Genomic DNA, 21,356 nt, shown 5'->3' on the forward strand with positions numbered 1-21,356 from the left:
ATTAAGGAGTTACATATAGACCTATATCTATTTCAAGGTGACCGACATAGTCAGACAATGAAAGCAACGATGATTTATCCTTGTCTCATCAGACAGTAACCAACACCACGAACTGAACGAATCCAATATTCTTGCCCCTGCTGTAAAATAAGTTGCTTTTTCAACTGTGATACAAAGTTATCTATCGTACGCTCATCAATAATAACATGCTCACCCCAAACCGCATTTAATATAGCATCACGTGATTGTGCCACGCCCAGGTGAGAATATAAAAACTCCAATATAGAGAATGCTTTTTCAGTGATATGAATAGGTTCATCATGACGATAAACTGTACGAGCTAACCAATCAACCTGACAACCATTGATTTTTGTTGAAGATTTTTGACGATATGAACGACTTTTTCTGCGTAACAATGCCTTGATCCTCGACATAAGCTCTGCAGAACGATAAGGCTTAGTTACATAGTCATCCGCTCCTACTTCAAAACCTTCTACGACATCTCTTTCTAACTCACGAGCAGTAAGCATGAGCACGATCACATCATCCTGATTTTGTCTTAACCATCGAGCAAACTCATATCCATCACCATCGGGTAACATCAAATCAAGAACGACCAAGTCATACTGACCTGATTGATAAACTTCTCGTGCAGACTTCAAATCTTCGGCACCCACTACCTCATAACCATCCATCTCCAAGCAATCACATAAAGTTAGTCGCAAGTTGTTGTCATCTTCGATCACTAAAATAGAATCACTCATTACTTTCCCACATCTCAGATAAAGTTAACTGCCACTCAGTGCCTTTGCTTGAGGAAGCCCGAATACTTAAGTCACCATGATGCAATTTCATTATGGCTTTACTAAGTGCCAAGCCTAGTCCAGAGCCTCCAGCGTTAAGCTGCCCTACTCGATAAAAGTCTTCAAATACTTGATACCACAAGTTCTTATCAATGCCGATGCCATTATCAGTCACAATCAATGAAGATAAATTTTCATCATAAGCCAAGATTAGCTCTGCCCTTGGATTTTGATTGTACTTGATCGCATTAACAAGCAAGTTCTTTAAAACTAGCTCAATCATAAGAGCATCCGCTTTAATAAACAGGCAGTGAGAGATCTGATAGTCGACATAAATAGAATCATCTGGAAAACAAGATACAACCTTTTGCATTAAGGACTTAACAGACATATTTTCTTTATCTAATGCCACCATACCTTGCTTAATGCGATTGAAAGAAAGCAAGTTATCAACCATAAACCACAAATTATCCGACTCTTTTAAAATACGCTCAGGATAATCTTTGGTATCCATTCCTCGGTTTAATCGCTTTTGTAAAGTTTCAGACATAAGCCGAATGGATGCTAGTGGTGTTTTAAGCTCATGGCTAACTAAGTTTAAGAACTTTTCTCTCATAGTCAGCTGCTCTAGACGTTGTCGCTCTCTCTGTTTTAGCTGTCGAACGCTCCAAAGCATAAGGCCCGTCAAGAAAGCCAACATAATTAGCTTTCCGACAAGGTAGATATTCAGATAGTACCAACTACGTTGCCATTCGGGGCTGTTCAGATGAATAGAAAGATTATCTACTGCCGTTGGATCTATTAAGTTAGAGATGATGACTTTATCGCCACCTCTTAACACGCCTCGCTGTTTCATATCATCTATAATACGAGTTAAGCGGACCTCTATAGGATAAGGAACCAGCCACTGCGTTTGCCCTTCCTGGTAAGCTAGATATCCATCGGGGGTCAAAATATGGATATCCTCTTCAACAACTGGATTTTGCGGTATTGTCTCCCACAATTTATCGTAATATTTTGAATACAGGCCCAGTTCTATATTGTAGTTTTCTGCTACCTTGCTTAATGTCTTATAGGCTTGCAGAATATCCTGTTTAGACAAGTTAGAATGAGACTGCAAGAGCAATTCAATAAATGAGGCCACACGATGAGTATTACGTTCGAACCCATCTAACAACATAAGTCGAACAATTTGGCGACTCAAAGGCTTACTCTGCTCTTCGGCAATAGCAATTACCTTAAGATCACTTAGCATTTCGCTAAGAGGTAACAAGCGAAAAGATTCTTTATGCCATTGATAACGCAAAAATGCCTGTCTTAAAACAGTTTCATCATTTTGCTTTAAGCTATTCGCCAGTTGTTCAATGATGCCTATGCGTTCTCGAGTCAGCTCATCAAGGGGCTCACTTTTACCCTCGAATATATCAGCGTGCTTCTTCCAGCTAGACTCCTCTTGAACTTGCAAAGGAAATGGGAATATTTGCAGCCCTTTTTCTATGATATAGAAATCAGGCTTAATATTTTTCCAGCTTTCGAAAACTTTTTGTGTATCGAAGGAAAAGTACAGGTGTTGTAACCGACTAATATCTAAACTTATGTTTTTTCTCACGCTGTCAACTAACAATACTTTGTTGTTATTCAACTGCTCACGACCTTGCCAGTATTCAGACAGGATCAAGAAAAGAAAGAAAACGCTACCCATGATGATAGGCAACAACCAATAGTGATTGTCGCCTTTCAGTTTCGATTTATTAATACTTGTCATCCAAGCACTCAGCTATTGCAACAAAGGTACATGGTCAAGATTAATAGAAGATACAGGCCATTTCTCTTCATAAGGGTCAAAGCGATGGTCATAACGACGGGCTGACCGAATCATTTCAACCAAGTCCTGAACCTGACTAGAGCGCAAGTAAGCAGGTGGCAATTGGTTTATTAGATCCTGAATGTCGGCATACTGATAAACTCGAGACCAATAGGACAGGCGAAGTTTTTCTGCAAATGCTGCAACGGCTGCCGATAAACGAGAGTCAGAAGAAGACTGCATGATATCCTCTCGCAACACACTCAAAGGTAATGATGTCGATTGAGTAAATACTTTTTGGCCAGAAGGCTTTTTGTAAGCGATATCAAAGCGCGCTAATTCTTGCTCACCCAATGACGATGCTAATTTAACTTCATACAAAGCAGTCACTTGATGTCCAGCACCTAGCTCGCCGCCATCTTTCTTGGCATCAAGAAAATCCTGAGCCTCCAGACCTCGATTCTCATACCCTAGCAATCGATAACTTGTTACCTGGTCGGGATTAAAAACAACCTGGATCTTTGCGTCTTTAGCTACGGTTTGTAACTGCTGTTCTAAAGCATCAACAAAGCTTTCTTGTATATCGTTTTGATCACCTAGGTATAAATAATGACCATTACCTTTGTTAGCCAGCTGCTCTAACAAAACATCATTATACATACCGGTGCCTACACCTACAGTCGTCAAAAATACACCACGCTCCTTCTGGCGCTGAATTTCTTTTAGAATATCGTCAGCAGAAGTCGAGCCAACGTTCGCCATACCATCGGATGTCAAAATAACGCGGTTATTAAATCCTGGCTGAAACATTCTGTCAGCCATGCTGTAGGCTGTTTTTATCCCTGCTTCAGCATTGGTTCCACCGCCCGCATCTAAACTATCAATCACTGAGAAGATGCTTCTTTTGTAACGCGCGCTGGTTGGTTGCAAATGCGTTTTAGCATAATTGTTGTAAGCAATGATGGCGACCTGATCATCCTCTCTTAATTGTGCTACCAGAGTCTTCATACCGTCTTTAAGTAACTGAAGTTTATTGTCTCCTCTCATCGAGCCTGATATATCGGCGACCAACACCAGATTGGCAGGCAACCTCTCCTCTCGGCTAATTTTAGGTGTTTGAATCCCCACATGCATGATATGGAATCCCTCGCGAAAAGGAGACGGAAACACCTCTGCACTGACAGAAAACAATTTGCTCCCCGACTGGTAGCGGTAATCAAAAGCATTCACAAACTCTTCAACTCGAATGCCATCTTTATCTGGCAAGTTGCCTTGCTTTAACATGTGCTGAGCTAAACGATAAGATGCATTATCAACATCCATCGCAAACGTTGAAGCAGGCTCAGCCAAAGTTTGAACCGTGGGATTCACACCATAGTTCTGAAAAATCTGTTGTGCTGAAATAGGATGACTATAGGGCTCCCGTCTGGTGTTTATAATGACTCGGCGGTCTGTCTCTACAACAACTTCAACCAGCCCTTCTGCTGAACCTCTCTTAATACGGCTCCCAGTAATCACAACTTTTTCTACTGGTGACTCAACAACGACTGTTTCAGATTCTTGTGGTCTCATGGCACAACTAACGATTAAAAAAGCAGCAGCGGCAACTACTGTCGTTCGAAAAACTCGATGGCCTAATTTCATATTAAATATCCTTCCTCTCTAACAACTCAGCTCATTCTATAAAAAGCCAGAAGGGGTTTTGTCATGGAATTATCACGAATCTGAGGAGCTTTGTCATGCGGTGGGGAGTCACGCTGTTGGCAGTCTGCGATATTGCTTGATGAAGATTTCATCAAATACAAGTTAAAACAGCGTTTTAACACATTTTCCTTGTCACAAACTCAAGATTCATATACATTTAGCCGCGTTGGCAACGGGTTAACAAACTGCTCTTTGCTGATATTAAAAACATCTATGCGCCCGTAGCTCAGCTGGATAGAGTAGTTGGCTTCGAACCAATTGGTCGGGAGTTCGAATCTCTCCGGGCGCGCCATCTTCTATAATTCCTTTTCTCTCAAACTAGCGTTGCAAAGCTTTTTGTCGAAAGTGCTTACTAACGTAAACTAAGTACTCTAGACCTCAAATAGAGCTAATATAGATAATCAAGCTTACAATACAACACCGCGATTCTACAAATTTCACAAGGGTGAATCAACAAACACTTTAATACTTCTCAATTCAATTACAATCAAAACTAAATTCCTTTAACCAGTTAGCAAAAGACTTGTTCATAAAACAAGCTGATAGCGCAACTCATCTCTTCGTTTAATTTACCCATGCTCACTCGTTGCTCAACAAAATGTAACCATTTATCCTTTGTATTTGAGTCTCATTACGTACGTATAATATGCTCAAAGCTATTCCTTTGATAAGCTTTATCAAGAAAGACTGGGAATGTTGAGCCAACGGAGAAATGGGAATTCAGACTTACTCTACACCTTCTATGTCTTTAGTTTAATCTCTCGTAGACATGGCTTTTCTTCAAAACTCATCTGAGAATACAAACCTTGTCCACTCTAACATCCCGCCTTGTCAGCAAATTTTGAATATTTATTATAGATTGATCTCAAGGCTTTCGTATGAGCTCCACTTCGTAACATCATTATGGCATTCGCAAAGTCGGAACAAAACTGCTCTTCCTTCCCCAACCCCCACCACCAAAGAAGAAATAATGCCCAACAGGGGAGATGTTGGGCCATGAATTTAATTTTTTAGTTCATCAGGCTCTAGTTCGGGGTGTTTTGAGTAAATTGGTGCGACAATATCTGTATAAATATACCCCATTACAAAACCAGCAGCCTTTCTATAGCTGTTAAATTCATCTTTAGAACAATTATCTTTTACTTCACAAATTGTTGAGTTGAGTTGCTTGGAACACTCATCAACAACTGCAACTATTTTCTTCGCCAATTCTTTATCTTTAATCAATTTTATCTCCTAAAAATTAAAACACCCTTGACGTTCCATGCATGACCGAACGCATCGCCTGAATGAAACAGCACCTTCTGTTCTAGATGGTAAGGCAAATAAGCTGCAATCCGCTATGCAAGAGTCTTTAACCTTTTTGCATCGTTCGGGATCTTCATCACCGCATTCTTCACCTGCAATAGTATCAGATTCCGAATCAGTACCCGACCACGGTCCATCAATGACATTATCTGTAGGTTCGCTATGTTGATTAGGCCAGCCCGGAGGCAACTCAGATGGTAGAGGATCATTTGTTATTGAATCTCTTGGAGGGATCGGTGGTGGTGGAAATAAAGTTCTCTCTATATCTCTTAATACTCGACCAGGTTCTTTCCAAAATCTAGCCCATAAATGGTACAAGCGGCGTCTAACTTTACCATCAGGGTCTGTATAATTGATAGGGTTCCCCCCAACATAGCCGTAAGTATTAATTCCCCCAGCTAAGCCAATCGGGTCAGACTGTATGTACCGCCCAACTTCCGGGTCGTAATCCCGAAAGTAGTTGTAGTGCAGCCCTGACTCAGAGTCAAAGTACTGACCAGGAAGGCGAATGTTCTGCTCAATAGTGTTAAGCTCCAAAGTCGCTTTACCAAAAGGAGAATATCGTGCTTTCCACCTAACCTCTCCGGCTTCATCGGTTAGAGCTTTTGGTGCACCTAAATGATTATTGTGATAATAGTAAAGAGTTGAACCATTAGATGGCTGCGGCTTAATCTTCGTTAGACGTATACTGTCAGCACTCACGATTCCATTGCCATTACTCAAAATAATCGTCTCATTACCATTACCAGTAAAATTGAACTCTCCTAATAACTGCCACTTTCCACCGTTTCGCGTTTGATCTGAGAATACTCTTTGTTCATTGTTACCATAACGAATAGTATAAGCAGCTTCTTTAGATTTATTCCGACTGGCCACCCACCGAGCATAAACCTCGTAACGCCCTTCCTCTATTTCAGGTGTCCAGGTGAATTGGCTTACTCCATCTCCTTGGCTAATATAGTGTTGTCCATTAGCAGCTGTCTTAGCATTACGCTCTTTCCAGCTTCCTTGCTTAGCCGTATTCGAGTCACTGTCATCAATATCATAAACTCGAGTTAAACGAATTGCATCGGCACTCACTCCTCCATTTTCACTACTGAGAATAATGCTTTCTTCTCCGCCCCCAGAAAAATTATAGGTTCCCAATGTACGCCATTGGCCATTATGACGACGTTGATTTACAAGTACGCGGTCAACTCCATCAGCATTGTTTACAACATATGGCGCTTGTGTTGCTTTTTGTTTGCTAGCGACCCACCGAGCTTCTACTTGATATCTTCCAGCGGGCATCTCTAGTTTCCATGTTGCACTACTACTCTCACTTTTTGATAAATGGTGAGTTTTCTGGTGAGCTCTTTTGGCGTTTCTTTTCTTCCACTCACCAGACAAGCTCACACTGTCATCATCGTCGGTAAGGACATAACGTTCTGTCTCAGATGGGCTTGTGCCTCCTGAAGCATCAGTAAACAACGCGAGGGGTTGACTGTTAAAGTGAACATACTCTCTTAGTATGCGTCCAGTATTGTTGGCCTCTGCAATCAGAGAGCCATTCTTATCAAAGATGTAATAATTAACTCCATTATTGGTTGACTTTGATACGCGCTCACCTTTGAAGTTATATCTATACTCCGTGGTTACTTCAGAAGTACTAACGGCGCTCATTCGTCCTTGTTGGTTGTAAGTAAAATTCAACTGGTTTCTCGAAACGTTATTTCCTTTTTCATCATACATCAAAGTAACACTGTCAGAGCCCGTGACACCTTCAAGATGATGACTCCCATCTTTGTATTGATACTGCGAGACAGCGTTATCGTGAGTTTTGGATAGGCGATTTCCAATCTTATCGTAGGAAAAGCTCATCTCTCCATAACTACCAACACCAGTCAACAAACGAGACAACGAGTCGTACGCAAACGACTGGTTTCCGTTTAGTTCAATATCACTCATAATCCCTTTAATATTATCTGTCGCATCAAACGTATAACTAGCACTATAAACACCCATTGCCTTTTTTGAGGTTAAACGGTAATCCAAGTCGTAGGACTGCTCAAGTCCGATATTATTACCATAGTAAAACCTCGTCACCGGACCAAATGGCAAATAAGTTGCTTCTCGAAGAAGCTCTTTTGCTTGTCCTTGAAATTCAGACAGGATACGGAGCACTTTTCCCAACTCATTATATTGATATCGGATAACCCGACCGCTGGGGAAGGTCACCTGAGTTAAAAGGCCATCCGTGTTATAGTGATACTCAAGACTGAAAGACATGCCATCAATATCTTTGTTTTCTTCAATAACCTGACCAAAAATATCGTAGCTATATCGTGTCGTTCCACTTGAATCAATGACTGATGTTAAACGACCAATGTTATAGGCACCTTCAACGGCCTCGTCATAACCATATAAAATATTCTCAGAAGCATCGGAAAACGCCTGAGACTTGATACGGTTGATGGCATCATACTCGTAGCTAACCATCACACCTTTAGCATCTACTTTAGAGATCCTGTTTCCAGCCTCATCATAAGTATATCGAGTAAGGCCAGTAGCAGGGCTGTTAACCTCTAGCAAGTTTCCCAAATCGTCGTAAAGATAAGATGTAACCTTCCCTTCTTGGTCACTTACTTTCGAAGGCTTCTCCAGAATATTACTTTCGATAAACAGCGTACTATTTTCCGCATCTATGATTCTGCTTAAACGTCCTATCGCGTCGTACTGAGAAAAGGTAGTCTTAAGCAAGCCATTAGTGACAGAAGTTTTGTTCCCATCAGTATCGTAAGTAAAGCTATTCTCAATATCGTTTCCATTAATAGTTTTTACAACACGGTTAAACTCATCATATTCTTTTGAGTTAACGTAGCTTGTTTCACCAGACGAGTTTATTAAACGCGTGTTTGTGATATTACCTCGAGAATCGTACTCAAAGAGAACACTGTTGCCTAAGCTATCTGACAGTTTTTTTAGAAGTTTGGCATCATTATACTCTAGCTGAGTACTTCCACGGCCTGGCACCGTAATAGTTTTCATTAACCCGTTTAAATAATATTCATAAACTGACTCACGAGTATTGTGTTCACTTCCAGTGATTATCCTGGAGACTTTATCGTCTATACGACGGTATTCATATTGAGTGACCATTCCATTGGGCGCTTTTTGGCGGAGGAGTCTACCATGAGCATCATACAATTCGAATTGAGTCGTATGGCCTAATGCATTGGTCATACTTTTGAGCTGGCCACACTCAACACCAGTCACACAATCATAGTAAGTGTAAGTCGTAATATCCTCAATATTTTCTCTTGGACCGTTAACCGTCACCAACTGACCTTTTTCATTATATTCGTATTTAAAGCTTCTGGTAACGGGCACACCATCATGGGTAAATCCTGTTATTGTCACAGAAACTGGTTTTTGGAGACTAGCGTGATAGACCACCGAGATTTCTTTTCGATGAGACGAATTATTGCTCACACTGTTCGAAGTCACTTTGGTCTGTAAGTCACTAGAATCAGACAGATATTCATATTCAGTCGTTCTCACTTCATTGACGGTTTCAGTGACCAAGCTTCTTCTTGAAATGGACTCGTCATCACCACACTCGCTCTGACATTCTTCACCAGGAGGCTCTACACACTCCCCGTTACACTCAACCAACTTCTCACTTTGAAAAGCTCGAGTTACCTTGGTGACATGATGTGAGTCATACTCATACGTAGTCGTCAATCCAGTCGAGTCTTTTTTCTCCAACAATCGACGACGCTCAAAGCCTCTAGGCATGTCACGGCCATACGTTTCCCACTTAAGTTCGACCTCCTTAAGTCCTTGGGTAATTTTAGAAGGTTTATCATGAGTTCCCCTGAGCCCTTTACTGAACTCATAGACTTTGGTGCTGTTATCCGAAAAACGAACCTGAGTTGATCCATCTTCTCTGTAGTTGAGTACGCCTTTTTTAAATCCTTCAACACGCCCAGATTCAATCACTCGACCTCTGGCATCATATTTGTAAATTCCATAGCGTTTTCCAGATTCTGATATACCTGTGAGTGCGTAAGGATAATCCTCATTTTCGTAATGATACTCGGTGAAGCTTTGATCCGGATAAGTCACCTTCATCAAACGGGATGAATAGACATCATTTAAGGAAGCTAACTCATAAGTATATTTGACAGACTCACTTGCAGGATTGATCAGCTCTGATATTCGACCGCTCTCATCATATTCCAAGGAAATAACATGACCGAAAGGTCCCGTCACTCGTACTAATCGGTGGTAATTCGTGGCTAATGACTCATATTCCAATGTGGTTTCCAAACCGGAAACATCTACAATAGCTGACAGGAGTAATTCTGAGTTAGCATTTCTCAAACTGCTACTAAACTTTAAGTAGCTTCCATCATTCCTCCAAACAGCATAACCACCAGGAACAGAACCATACTTTTTATACAATCCACTATTAATACGGCCACCACTCACTAGGGCAAACATATAACCATCTTCTGAGATAAAATGAGACCCCGTTTTTAACCGAGCCATATAATTATGTGTCCATCCTTGACCGATATACGGTTGGTTTTTTAGTCCAACAGAAACGGTTTCGTTACTTGAAAAGTATGTACGAGTGAATGGCAAGCCAGCCCCCTCATAATCTACTTTTTTCTCAATTTTTTGTCCGGTCACAGGGCTGCAAGGATTTAGCTCTGTACTGGTACAATATTGATTGGGTTTCGCGATAATGGTTTTACGGGGGAATGCCCCAGTTGGCTTACATGTTGGAAACGGCGCTGCCGGATAATAATCGTCTGGACAAGTCATCGGCGTTACTTCGAACAACTCAGTCGATTCATTGTGAATGAACAACCGGCATCCATTATCATCATCAGGAATATTGAACTTTAACTCAGCAGTCCAGACCTGATTTGCATATTCATGCTCCGCTGTTGGTGGAGGACAATTATGGGTACACCCTAACCCCCAACTTAATTTAGTTGGTCCGCCTAATATATTGACCTCATCGGGGCACTCTGGAGTGGTATCAATCTCAGCATAATAAGAACTGAAAGATCCCGTCCCCCAAGGCTGTGAACCTCGACCGCTGCCATAATACTTTCCACCAGCTACCGTGGCTTCTCTATTCGGCCTCTCATAATGTCGATAAATATTAACTCGGTTATGGGAAAGCTCCGACTTTACAAACCTATAGTCTGATGCAGAGGGCTGACTTGAATACAGTGCAGCCTCAGCTTCGAGCAAAGAGGAATATTTTACTCCTTCAAACTCATATATCCATCTATCCAGCTCCCCGGAATGCAAAGTTAGAGATAAAACAACACTTAAAAACGCTAATAAATATTTAGTCATAATCATTCCTTATTACTTAACTTCATCACGTCTTATTCAAAATATGAGATTTTTCTTCATGAGAATGCTTGTTATAAAACAAGTAATTACTTCAGTACTCTATCGCTTCGACACAACAGGGAACTACACAGCAAGATTCTATAAACAGCTTTTATCATCCTTGACTAGCCGAAGCTCCTACTAATTTAATGATGAACAGGCAATAGTGCTATAACAGATTAGACAAAAACTAGTGATAATCTGCCAACGTGTATCAATATCTCACCAAACCCAACTGAAAAAACAGAGTATCTCATATTAAAGTTTTTCATATCCTTGCACGAAGGCATCCGGTTACAACTTCCTACCTATTTGAGCATTAAAGCATTTTAAACTTAAACAGTACCAAACAACTTAACGGAGTTCTTGAGGAGCAAACAATTGAAAGTGGACTTTACAACATATGGTTTAGAAGAATTATTCTCAGCCCTTGAAACCGTTGATGGCTATGAATATCCAGAGAATGCTTTAAAAATTTACTCGAAGATTCTTGATAAATTAAATCTTGACAGTAAGAACGCGACTCCAATTACTTTGGGATACAATACTGACTGCTTATACGAAACAACCAGCTTTCCTGATATTGGCTTCTTATCTGACTCGTTTATACTGAAATCGGATATGAGGCATAAAATCAATCGGCTAAACAGCATGCTTCAAAAAGAAAAAAACGTTTCGTAATCCACCATTTTTCCATGGTTATTAGCTAAGGTCTCAATTTGTCTAACAGGGTAAAATAATCAATAAGCTAAAAAGAAGACAATTTTTACGCTGCTGTCTGAGTCCGCTCTCCAATGATGGAGATAACTAGAAATTGTCAGCCATGTAATAAAAAGAGCGACTGTACTTCACCTGAATTAATCTATTTCAGAATCACTTTATCTTGCCTTTAATTGTGTGTCAGCTTCATATACTTCTCACACAAACCTGAATACTTATCATACAAAAATACGGAATCTGTACAAAACTGTCTGAATGGGAATAGTTTTTGGCAGCATAGTGATAGCTCCACTGAGTTACTTTTTAGTTTAATTGGGGCCGTCTTTGATGTTCAAGTTTAAGCATCAAAGCCAGTTGTAACTTTCTACTTATTTCTTATGAAGGAAAAATAATATGAGAAGAGTTTTATTACTTTCTGCTGCCTCATTGTTTGCATCGTCGGCACTTTCAATTGGTTTTGCCTATACGGATTTCACACCCCAAACGCGAAAGTAGGTGATCAAGTCACCTTTGAATGGGGCTTTATTCACACCGATGATACAGTCTCTTGTACGATTACTGGGCTGCCTGGAGCATCAGGTTCTCGAGGAACTATTCGTGGAGGTCCAGTGGGCAGTCATACATTTACTGTTGAAGGACCGACAACGGCTAAAACGAATTGTAATGTTTTTACACCGCCTAATAGATACAGTGTTTATTCAGACACTGAAGTGCTAGGAATTATCGACGCCCCCACTCTTCCTGAAATTACTTCATTTAATGCTCCGGATTCATTTGAACGCAACGAGTCCGCTGATGGTAGCAAAACGAAAGTACTTAGTTGGACTGTCGAAGGAGCAGATGAGTGTCGCTGGCAGTTACGCAGAGATAGTGGTTGGTCTTGGGTTCAACCAAATGTCACTTGGAATTATGAAGTAATTGATGGTTCAGGGACAGAAAATGAAACAATGACACTAAAATGCTGGAATGACGCTGGCGAAGTGTCTGAATCCAAGGACTTTATGATCACACCGAGTACTGGCGGCGGCGGAGGTGATGGAGATGATGACGGTACCCCTGCCCCTTACGTATCTCTGACCACTGAACTATGTAATCAAGGGATTTGCGGCCCTAGCTCTATTTACGTTAAAATTTTCACGTTGAGAGCTGAAAGTTGCCTTTTGAATACAGTCGGCGTCTATAATAAGGCCGTTCCTACCAATGGCAGGGTGCTCGTATCCATTCTCACTCATAACCAGATTGCTCAAGTGACCTGTGAAGGAGAAGGTGGTCAAACAACCAGCTCTATCGCTTTACCACCTCCAGGCGGTTCTTTTGGCGGTCCTTTTCCACCGATGAAATAGTAAGTTGAAGCAAACTTGGCTAGCATTATGGTTCATTCTATTTTGCTAGTCATGACCTCATGAATTGGCTGTAATTTATTGTTAACTCTTTATAGCTAACGTTAAAAATAACAATACGATTAAGGAGGAATAGTTATGAAGTCATTGGTAAGCACTGTGCTTCTGTCGTCGCTTTTATTGTTTGGTTGTTCATTTACCCCATCTGAACTCAAGTCTATAACTCTAAAGCATGGGATTCAGTTTGACTTTTGGGGAGATTGGCATATCTTATCCCAAGAGTTTAATCAGGCTAGCGAATACTCATCGGATAACAATACGATAAATAACAACATACCAAATTTGGAAGGACTGATAACGCCTTACGAGGTTTTGTTTAATGCTAAGTTGGAAACAGGCAATAACATATCATATGTTAAAGTAACTGCTTTTCCACACCATCTTACTCAAGAAAAAGTTCGAGAGTTTGACGAGCATGCACTTAGCGAATACAGAGAGATTGTAGTCCAGCAATATGAAAAGGCTTTAGTTGGTATGATGGGCAGTAATTTGCATATTGATGTGCAACCAGTGGAGATAAATGACCTAGCAGCAATTAAAATCACAGGAAGCTTTGACCTTTACAAAGACCCAAGCCAATACTTTGAGACATATAAATTTTATATGGACGATGTTACTGTTGCTCTCTCAATTGAAAAATATTCAAGGGATGGTAATTATGTAATTGAAGGGCTCGAAAAGCTCATTGAATCTTTTAGGATAGAATAGCAATACTCAACTTCTCATAGATAGAATCAGAGTAATAACCGAACTATAAACGCTGAGAACATTAACACAGGATACGTCCTAACGGCTACCAAATTTGAAGGACACTAATAGCACAGTCAAACCTAAGAAAAATCCGGAGAGAGGAATCATATACATCGATAGAGAATCTAGCGTCAAAAGTAACGGAGCTTCACTTCTTTCGCTAATAGCACTTACCGTATAAGCGAGTGAAGCTTTTTTATACCAAGCCGATGAGAGTACTCCTACAAGAATCGGCGCTATAGCCAAAAACCACCGTACTCTAGGCTTATATCTATTATGATACAATCCAATACTAGCAAAAAGCAACGCACAGAGACTGGCTGAACCAGCAAATATCAACATACTTTGCCAAGGCCCAAAAATCGAGAATGTTAATAACTCTTGCCCTTCGGGAACGATGTAATTAACTATATCACCATAAAAGTAAAGCGAAAAAAACAATGTTACTACTAATGACAATGTATAAATAGCAAACTTTTTCATAACTAAAAACTGACTTCCTTGTTGAATGCTGCTCGGTATTTTCAAGAAAAGCTATTAAAGCTCATATCTCTAACTTATTCAATCGTTAAAATCGATATCTCCTATTTATACATAGACTACTTGGCAGTTCACTACAAAAAACGTGGCTAACTTAAAGCAATGCCAATAGCTCTAGACAGGGCTGGTAGGTTTTAGCTCGTAGTCGCCTTCCCTCTCCCCTACCCCCTGTAAAAACGACTCAGAGAGCCACACAGGGCACTTAAAGATCACCTAATGAAATCTCAAAGGCTGACTCAACTGTCAACCTTATGATTAACCTAAAATGAACTTAATGCATCATAGAACTTAGACCTTTCTCCAATTCGTAACTTTCTTCAGCTTCTTTCATTAGAACATGAAATTCATCGGTCTTTTCAAAGTCCATAAAGTAGCACCCAATGGTTAAATCTGTGAATAGCTTTTCCACTTCTTCTAACCACACCTCAAAATGAGCCTCGTTGATATATTCACTTTGCTGTATCAGTTTAAGTACCTCTGAAACTGGAATAACAAATTCAGTGTGTGTACCGCCTCGATTGGTATGTGCAACAACAGCATCCACTTCACCAACCAAGTCCACTAACTTCTCAACAGGTTTCTCAATGTTTGAGAGAAAGCCAATATGCTTTAGATTGAACCACAACTCATTATTAAATCTGTGTATTTGAATAGGCTTTTCTTGATATTTGATAATTGTACTGATCATATATACTTTTCCTTATTTAATTTTTCTCGCCTACACCCTGTAGGCATGTTAGAGCCAAAATAAAAAGGCAGCCATAGAGCCGCCTCTTAGCCTAGCTCTCACTTGTATCTGAATCTCTTCGTCCATGCCGCAGAAACGTGACGTAATATTCCAGGGACATGGGAAAGCGAGACTATCTACTGCTCCATGAGCTCCAGTGCCTGCACTTCATCCTCAACAGATTCTTCAAGCCACTTTATAAATTCCTTTGCCTCATCAACTGTAGACTCCTGAGCAAGAGCGATGATTTCACCCTTAGGTACGATAATATCTCCTTTTGATGCCTCCGTTCCCATAGTAAGGCTCATTACTGCCCACTTATCAACGTAGCAAAGCATATCCCCTCGAACGTCATCAAGCTCAAGCCTGATTGAAATAGGCTCCAAGGGAAACCATAGAGCACCATCTACTTTATAAACAGTGAACGCCCAATTTTTGTAAGTTACTGCGGTGTTAAACATAAACACTTATTCCTTTTCAATTATTTAAATTCCACTCAATGTTAATTGAGATTGCTCCTCTTGAGCCTTACTCAACAACAAGGTTATTTCTGTTAGTCCTTTAGGTGTAACGTAAACTTGGTTCGCATTTATCGTGCGCACGCCTTTTACATCAATTAGTTTCGTTTTATGAAATAGAAACTCCTTATTTACTTTATCTTGATATGCAACCCACGGCCCTTTATTTCTTCTCCGAAAAATCCATTTATTGCAAGCCAGCCATTGAAATAACTTTCCAGGTTTCATCCGCAACTGTTTCGCAGCATCTGAAATGCACAGCAAAGTTGAACAATTCAAAAATTTATCATAGACAAGCGCCTTGGGCTTTAACTCTTCCACCTGCCTTGTAGACTCCAAAACCAGTTTCTGAGCTTCCTGCAAGTTCAATAGATTCGCATCATGAACAGATATCAAATTACCACTCTTATAATCAAGAAAGGTCTGATTGACCAGTATTTCAAATTCTGCACATATCCATCCAGCGTATGAGACCGCTAACACTTTGTCTGCAAATGTACCGTGTTCTCTACCTCCATTATTTACAACCAAAGCCCCACCCGGAATTTCGGGTGCGCTGTACTTTTCCACTATCTCTTTGGTTTGTTTGTTATTCAGCCAGTAATTGGGGGCTTTGTGTTTCCCTGTACCACTCGCTCTATGTAGAGCATTGAGACTAATTCGTCCATAATCATCAGTAGCAATCTCTACATTAGCAATACTAAGAGCTCGACTTTTCTCCATGTTTCTTAATATCCTTTTCGATTTTCTTTTTATACCTACTTCCTGTAGGCGCTTCTAAAAGTATCTTATCCTGTTTTAAATTCATCACCTCCTAATTTAATGAGATTATAGTAAAATGTTTCTGCGACTCTGCACTTCAGTCAATTTTAAAATCACCCTCGAGCTTCACATAAGCAAAGCCTAAGACACACTTAACCGCCTTGCTCATACTTCATTTTTTGTGCCTCTTTAAATCGACGAATATTTTCGTTGACATCATCCGTTACTTCATACTCAACATCGGAGACTGGAACGAGTGAAGGATGACTGACAGCAGGCTCTTGCTGGCCATCTTCCAACTCTACATTACAATCTACAACCTTTGTGCCAGCGACATAGTCATGAATACAACGACGCTGCCCACCAAAAATAAAGAGAACATTAACGAGCGAAAATATAGGCCCTACTACAGGAATACTTCCAGGCAAGAAATAGAGTGAATACCGCTTCGCAAGCAATTCCATAAAAGAGGCTTTTCGGCCATCTAATTTTACAATCTTTATACCTAGCGCTTTCTTGCCAACAGTTTGGCCATTCTTATGTAGTAAATAGCCATTTACAAGGAAATAGATAGCGAATCCAACTAAAGATACCAATATTGTATAAGTTAAGTCCGGCTGAGCTCCATTACTCATGCCTTCAAGTTGGTCTGTAATAATTCCAGTTAGATAAATAAAAAGGACATGGAGCGCAAAAACTATTACGGTGTCCAAAAGAGAAGCTCCCAGTCGAGCCCATCTAGACGCCAGTGCATTTCTTATCTCATTTTCTTCAACCAAGTTTGCACTGGGAGCAGCATATACATTCTCATTCATAACACTATCCTTAATTTGATTTTAGCAACATTAACTTTCCAGTTTTTCTGATGTAAATATTAGGTAAAGCAAAATCCATACTCTTTGAATTAACACATCCAAACACTTTATGCCTCCTACTTAATCAAAGGGGGAAAACAAACGTAATAACTCTAATATGTTTCAAATCAAAAGGCACTTCACACACGGACTCACTCAACTTTCAGTGTACAAACAGGTGATCCAGCAACCTTAAAAGACAATAAATAAGAGCGCGCTCAATATTACTTTATCAAACAGCTGACTCTATAGAACTCAGCAGTTGCACTTACGGCTAAGTATTGGTTTCATTTCCTGTAGAAAATATAAACATCATAATAATCCATTATTTAAGCCTTCTGGAAAATCTCATAAGAAGAACACTAATAAGTATACTGATAGAGCTTGCAAAATACAACAGAGACCAACCATCAGCATACACAATAGCGACTTTTCAACTACAATTCTCTCCAGGTATTTTATACTCGAGTGATTATAGCGATAGAAGTTTCAACAAATGTATGTAATCTCAGTTGTTTTTTTGACCACCATAATAATTGCCACCAGTTGTTGACAGGCATAAATTTCTAAAAGCCATCGTCAGAGTGGATGGATTTTCGTAATTCATACTCAAGGCCAATGAACTTCAAACTGAAATCAGGCAGTGTAAATGTCACAAAGCTTCCTGAGCCAGCCATAGTTAATATAGCAAGGAAACTGCCTAGATAGTCTTTGAGGTGATTTTTAGAAGCTTCAGGACAGTATTTAATACCCAAAAGTTAATATATGAATACCGAAGAACTCATTTTGACAATAAGTAAGCTATCGACAATAGTTATCTATAAACTTTCAAGCATTCTTAATATTTACTGTATTAAAAATAGTACTATCATCATCTTAAAGTGAAAAAAACCATGAGACTTACTATCTTAACAATAATCACCATTTTACTTACATCATGCTCAACAAGACCCACTCAAAATCAGGGGACTGATACCCCAGTTATAATCAATAAACAAGTAGAAAAGGAGCCTCTAGCAAAACCAGACGATAAAGCCGTAAAAGGTTATGTAAAAGTCAAAATTAACATTGATGAGAACGGTGCTCCTTTTGATATTAAGATTATCCGTTCAAACCTACCTACAAGCTACTATGATTACGCTATCAGAATATTAAAGAAGTGGCGATTTAAGCCTAAAGTAGAAAATGGTAAAGCCGTTCCTATGTATGACTTATTCTACACGATGGACTTCACGCCAGCCGATGAAGAGAACTAGAATCTCTCAACAAAAGAAACTCAATAAATTATCTAAACATATCGATTCTATAGCTTTGAGCTTCCCCAAATTCTCAATATTGAGCACAAAACTCTCAGTAATTTCCAAAAGTAACAAAACGTGACCTTTAGGTTTTGGGCATCCCAATTCTTAAAAGCGACGAAACGTCGACTTTCAAAATCTAAAAAGAACAAGTTGTGCTTTTTGAACTGCCATAATAAAACACGCCACAACATAAAACAGGATCTCTTGTTATTCTTTCCCCTAAAACTACACTCAGCAGTTAATCGCAAATTTTCGTCTCTGCCGTATCTTAATCAATGTGCACATTGATCAGAAAATAACCTCAGCCGAAATTTGTGGTGCGCCTAAAGCTTAACCATTACGGAAATTCCTCAACAATTTAAATCGGAATTTCAGGTTTGCTATGGACAGTCACTGATTATTCTATTAATTGGTTTAAGTTTTCGAATCTAAATTTATTGGCTAACTCCCGTACAAAACCTGCTCAGTTTCCCAGTATTCCTCGATAATGACTTCAAACCAATCTATTAACATATCGTTCCAGGTCATATTAGACTTTGCAACCCCACCATCCAAATAGAAAGTAAGGTATGATTTATTCTTTACACTATATGCAACAACACCTCCACCACATGTTGAGAATAGTGGAATCACCTTACCAAGCTCATAAGCTAGTTGCTCTTCATCGCTCAATAAGTATGTGTTAGGGCAAGTGAAATATATATCTACAGGGTCTTTAGTTTTCTCCAAGAGAATATCGCAAATAATGGGTGGTAGTTTAAGGCTTTTTACTTTTTGAACCGCTTCTTGAGTTTTTATTGGCTTCATTTTAAAGCTCTATTGAATTTAGTTTTTAACTTACACCATCTTAATTTCAGATTAATAAGTGATATACGTCATTTAGCGCATAATTTAAAAAGGCTGTATATCTTCAAACCAAATGCATAACACTGGACGTCGCTCATGACATCCAGCATGATTACCTAGCCTGAAAAACGACTAAATACCTTAACATGACACTTTATTAGCTTCGCCTTTAACTGCCACATACCAAAACACTAATGCACATACAGCACCTACTGTTCCAACTATTAGCAACTGTTGAATCAAAGTAAGAAAATCATCATTACCAAATGGTTTGAATATAAAACCAAATCCCATCGAAGCAATTAACCCAGTTATAACGTAAGGCTTGACTGAACTAATATTTTTGTACTGTAAAAATAAATGCAGCGGAATGGCTACCAATAAGACGCCTAAGCCTCCAATTGTCGTAGCAACATAAATAAATACTATCGATACCTCTAGGGAGGTATCACTAAAATCACCACCGATAAGCATTGGGGCTAAACTTAATACGGTGGTACTTAGCATAACGCTTGATATACTCAACAATGCAGCTATAAAAATTCTTTTCATAATCCTGATATCCATAATTATATGTCCCAACAAAACTATAGCATTATATCTTCACTTCCGTTTAGTGATATTTAAAGCAGCCACTTAATATAGAGATAAGCGATAAGTTCAAAAAAACGTTTAGCTAACCTGCGGTCATGAAAATAACACTAGGCGGCGGTCTGAGAGGCTTTTATCTGTAGATATTTTCTACCCCCTCCCCCTTAGAGATAAGATCTCAGAGAGGCTTATAGACAGCTTACAGATCACTTAAATCAGTACATGTGGCTGTCGTTAGTATTAGTGTTAAACCACCAGAGAAACTGTGCAAATCTGCATAATTCTTTTTTTAAGCGAATCTGACATTTCCGGTTTGGTTATACAGCAGAATTTCTAAATACCCTGAAACGGGGCATTGAATAGAATACCCCAACATTCGAAATGGTAGTGTTCAAATATTATCAATGAGTTACAACAATACTTCACCTGATAGGGGTCGATGTTTCGTCGCCCCTCAACACTACTTCAATAATACTCCATATTCAGAGCGAACTTTAAATCAGACTTGAGAGTTCCTAACTGTCCTGAAACGAGAAGGTCTATAAATCCATACCACCTGAAACGGGGTGTTTGAATAAAATCAATGACTTACAGAGTTTTCGCCTATCTAATATACTTAAAACTTATCTAAAGATAGTAGTTTACCGCTTTTACACAAACTATAGACTTCATTAAAGTTTCTAACAGTCGTGTTTCACGACGGTCAACAAATCCAAATACGGCGTTTCACCGTGTTTCAATATTATCAATGACTTACAACGCACTCAGAAAAGACTTGTAAGCCACTTGATCAATTATCCAAAACTACCGATTAGGTACTTTTAGGCAAAATCATAGACTACCAGTATCTTGTGACTGCTCTAGCTTATCCGTAATCAAACGGTTGTAGTTATAGCTCCTTAAATCATCATTAGCAGGCTTTCTAAATGACACCTTGTTGCTCATAAATTCACAGTGCAACGGTTCCTCTAGCTTCTCCTTTTCATGCTTATAACGCTGCTCCTTGCAGTACTCAGATAAGATAATTTGCTTCACTTCATCCTTGTTAACTTTAAGTGTTGGGAACACATAAGCCACCTCACCAGTGTCTTCATAAAAGGCTATATTCCCCTCTACTCGAATAACACTCTTAAGGTCTTCCGGTATCGGATAATCCTGAATACACAGCTCATAGCTCTCTTCTGGCTCTTCTGAGTCAATACCCTCACCATCAGGCAATGTCCCTAACTCAAACACCTCTTGCCAATAGTCTCTTTCCTCGATATCCCATGCCCATCTTAAAGCAGGGTTAAGCATCAGATAGGACTTATCATAGATAGTTAACACCCTAG

17 protein-coding genes and 1 tRNA gene are annotated in these 21,356 nt (G+C 39.5%); 5 read left to right on the forward strand and 13 right to left on the reverse strand.

Annotation, left to right across the window (positions count from 1 at the left end):
* Nucleotides 1–74: 74 nt before the first annotated feature.
* The 3 genes from NH399_RS02695 to NH399_RS02705 are packed head-to-tail and all read right to left on the reverse strand — an operon-like array spanning nucleotide 75 to nucleotide 4,251.
* A complete protein-coding gene (locus NH399_RS02695; protein WP_253036878.1) occupies nucleotides 75–764 on the reverse strand; it encodes a response regulator transcription factor in 690 nt (229 codons plus the stop codon).
* Complete coding sequence (locus tag NH399_RS02700) at nucleotides 757–2,568, reverse strand: ATP-binding protein (protein WP_253036879.1); 1,812 nt, start codon at nucleotides 2,566–2,568, stop codon at nucleotides 757–759. Before NH399_RS02700 ends, NH399_RS02695 begins: the two co-directional genes overlap by 8 nt.
* 12 nt (nucleotides 2,569–2,580) lie before the next feature.
* The gene (locus NH399_RS02705; RefSeq protein WP_253036880.1) at nucleotides 2,581–4,251 is read right to left on the reverse strand and encodes a von Willebrand factor type A domain-containing protein; all 1,671 of its coding nucleotides are present in this window, start codon (nucleotides 4,249–4,251) and stop codon (nucleotides 2,581–2,583) included.
* Nucleotides 4,252–4,526: 275 nt separating this feature from the next.
* On the opposite strand from NH399_RS02705, the gene NH399_RS02710 reads away from it, so the two are divergent.
* Nucleotides 4,527–4,603: transfer RNA gene (locus tag NH399_RS02710), tRNA-Arg, on the forward strand.
* 710 nt (nucleotides 4,604–5,313) lie between these two features.
* Here the strand turns inward: NH399_RS02710 and NH399_RS02715 are convergent.
* Nucleotides 5,314–5,538 carry a hypothetical protein gene (locus tag NH399_RS02715; protein WP_253036881.1) on the reverse strand — a complete coding sequence of 75 codons (225 nt, stop codon included), beginning with the start codon at nucleotides 5,536–5,538 and terminating at the stop codon, nucleotides 5,314–5,316.
* A gap of 9 nt (nucleotides 5,539–5,547) precedes the next feature.
* The gene (locus tag NH399_RS02720; protein WP_253036882.1) at nucleotides 5,548–10,977 is read right to left on the reverse strand and encodes an RHS repeat-associated core domain-containing protein; all 5,430 of its coding nucleotides are present in this window, start codon (nucleotides 10,975–10,977) and stop codon (nucleotides 5,548–5,550) included.
* Between the two features lie 426 nt (nucleotides 10,978–11,403).
* Between NH399_RS02720 and NH399_RS02725 the strand changes: the two genes are divergently transcribed.
* The 3 genes from NH399_RS02725 to NH399_RS02735 all read left to right on the forward strand — a co-directional run bounded on the left by NH399_RS02725 (nucleotide 11,404) and on the right by NH399_RS02735 (nucleotide 13,844).
* Nucleotides 11,404–11,697 carry a hypothetical protein gene (locus NH399_RS02725; RefSeq protein WP_253036883.1) on the forward strand — a complete coding sequence of 98 codons (294 nt, stop codon included), beginning with the start codon at nucleotides 11,404–11,406 and terminating at the stop codon, nucleotides 11,695–11,697.
* A 647-nt stretch (nucleotides 11,698–12,344) separates the two neighbouring features.
* Nucleotides 12,345–13,079, forward strand: a complete 735-nt coding sequence (locus tag NH399_RS02730; protein WP_253036884.1) for a hypothetical protein — start codon at nucleotides 12,345–12,347, stop codon at nucleotides 13,077–13,079.
* A 135-nt stretch (nucleotides 13,080–13,214) separates the two neighbouring features.
* Entirely contained in the window at nucleotides 13,215–13,844 is a 630-nt protein-coding gene (locus tag NH399_RS02735) for a hypothetical protein (RefSeq protein ID WP_253036885.1), read from the forward strand.
* Nucleotides 13,845–13,922: 78 nt separating this feature from the next.
* Here NH399_RS02735 and NH399_RS02740 read toward each other — a convergent pair whose 3' ends face one another.
* The 5 genes from NH399_RS02740 to NH399_RS02760 form a co-directional block, all read right to left on the reverse strand.
* The gene (locus tag NH399_RS02740; protein WP_253036886.1) at nucleotides 13,923–14,369 is read right to left on the reverse strand and encodes a hypothetical protein; all 447 of its coding nucleotides are present in this window, start codon (nucleotides 14,367–14,369) and stop codon (nucleotides 13,923–13,925) included.
* A 328-nt stretch (nucleotides 14,370–14,697) separates the two neighbouring features.
* On the reverse strand, nucleotides 14,698–15,114 hold the full coding sequence (locus tag NH399_RS02745) for a hypothetical protein (protein ID WP_253036887.1): 417 nt from the start codon (nucleotides 15,112–15,114) through the stop codon (nucleotides 14,698–14,700).
* A 176-nt stretch (nucleotides 15,115–15,290) separates the two neighbouring features.
* The gene (locus NH399_RS02750) at nucleotides 15,291–15,614 is read right to left on the reverse strand and encodes a Bro-N domain-containing protein (RefSeq protein WP_253036888.1); all 324 of its coding nucleotides are present in this window, start codon (nucleotides 15,612–15,614) and stop codon (nucleotides 15,291–15,293) included.
* Between the two features lie 24 nt (nucleotides 15,615–15,638).
* A complete protein-coding gene (locus NH399_RS02755; RefSeq protein WP_253036889.1) occupies nucleotides 15,639–16,394 on the reverse strand; it encodes a phage antirepressor KilAC domain-containing protein in 756 nt (251 codons plus the stop codon).
* A 191-nt stretch (nucleotides 16,395–16,585) separates the two neighbouring features.
* The gene (locus NH399_RS02760; protein ID WP_253036890.1) at nucleotides 16,586–17,248 is read right to left on the reverse strand and encodes an RDD family protein; all 663 of its coding nucleotides are present in this window, start codon (nucleotides 17,246–17,248) and stop codon (nucleotides 16,586–16,588) included.
* A 932-nt stretch (nucleotides 17,249–18,180) separates the two neighbouring features.
* Here NH399_RS02760 and NH399_RS02765 point away from each other — a divergent pair.
* Nucleotides 18,181–18,543 (forward strand): energy transducer TonB, encoded by a 363-nt coding sequence (locus NH399_RS02765; RefSeq protein WP_253036891.1) that lies wholly within the window; start codon nucleotides 18,181–18,183, stop codon nucleotides 18,541–18,543.
* Between the two features lie 486 nt (nucleotides 18,544–19,029).
* Here NH399_RS02765 and NH399_RS02770 read toward each other — a convergent pair whose 3' ends face one another.
* The 3 genes from NH399_RS02770 to NH399_RS02780 form a co-directional block, all read right to left on the reverse strand.
* Complete coding sequence (locus NH399_RS02770) at nucleotides 19,030–19,395, reverse strand: hypothetical protein (protein WP_253036892.1); 366 nt, start codon at nucleotides 19,393–19,395, stop codon at nucleotides 19,030–19,032.
* 180 nt (nucleotides 19,396–19,575) lie between these two features.
* Entirely contained in the window at nucleotides 19,576–19,986 is a 411-nt protein-coding gene (locus NH399_RS02775) for a hypothetical protein (RefSeq protein ID WP_253036893.1), read from the reverse strand.
* A gap of 870 nt (nucleotides 19,987–20,856) precedes the next feature.
* Nucleotides 20,857–21,356, reverse strand: a 500-nt coding sequence (locus tag NH399_RS02780) for a hypothetical protein (protein WP_253036894.1), incomplete at its 5' end; no start/stop codon positions are given.

Source organism: Pleionea sp. CnH1-48 (assembly GCF_024124665.1).
Lineage (GTDB): Bacteria > Pseudomonadota > Gammaproteobacteria > Enterobacterales > Kangiellaceae > JAMXSB01.

Coding starts and splice junctions, on each gene's coding strand:
- NH399_RS02740 (WP_253036886.1), bottom strand. CDS start 14,369: ATGAAAAAGTTTGCTATTTATACATTGTCATTAGTAGTAACATTGTTT.
- NH399_RS02755 (WP_253036889.1), bottom strand. CDS start 16,394: ATGGAGAAAAGTCGAGCTCTTAGTATTGCTAATGTAGAGATTGCTACT.
- NH399_RS02750 (WP_253036888.1), bottom strand. CDS start 15,614: ATGTTTAACACCGCAGTAACTTACAAAAATTGGGCGTTCACTGTTTAT.
- NH399_RS02735 (WP_253036885.1), top strand. CDS start 13,215: ATGAAGTCATTGGTAAGCACTGTGCTTCTGTCGTCGCTTTTATTGTTT.
- NH399_RS02775 (WP_253036893.1), bottom strand. CDS start 19,986: ATGAAAAGAATTTTTATAGCTGCATTGTTGAGTATATCAAGCGTTATG.
- NH399_RS02720 (WP_253036882.1), bottom strand. CDS start 10,977: ATGACTAAATATTTATTAGCGTTTTTAAGTGTTGTTTTATCTCTAACT.
- NH399_RS02745 (WP_253036887.1), bottom strand. CDS start 15,114: ATGATCAGTACAATTATCAAATATCAAGAAAAGCCTATTCAAATACAC.
- NH399_RS02695 (WP_253036878.1), bottom strand. CDS start 764: ATGAGTGATTCTATTTTAGTGATCGAAGATGACAACAACTTGCGACTA.
- NH399_RS02700 (WP_253036879.1), bottom strand. CDS start 2,568: ATGACAAGTATTAATAAATCGAAACTGAAAGGCGACAATCACTATTGG.
- NH399_RS02770 (WP_253036892.1), bottom strand. CDS start 19,395: ATGAAGCCAATAAAAACTCAAGAAGCGGTTCAAAAAGTAAAAAGCCTT.
- NH399_RS02765 (WP_253036891.1), top strand. CDS start 18,181: ATGAGACTTACTATCTTAACAATAATCACCATTTTACTTACATCATGC.
- NH399_RS02705 (WP_253036880.1), bottom strand. CDS start 4,251: ATGAAATTAGGCCATCGAGTTTTTCGAACGACAGTAGTTGCCGCTGCT.
- NH399_RS02760 (WP_253036890.1), bottom strand. CDS start 17,248: ATGAATGAGAATGTATATGCTGCTCCCAGTGCAAACTTGGTTGAAGAA.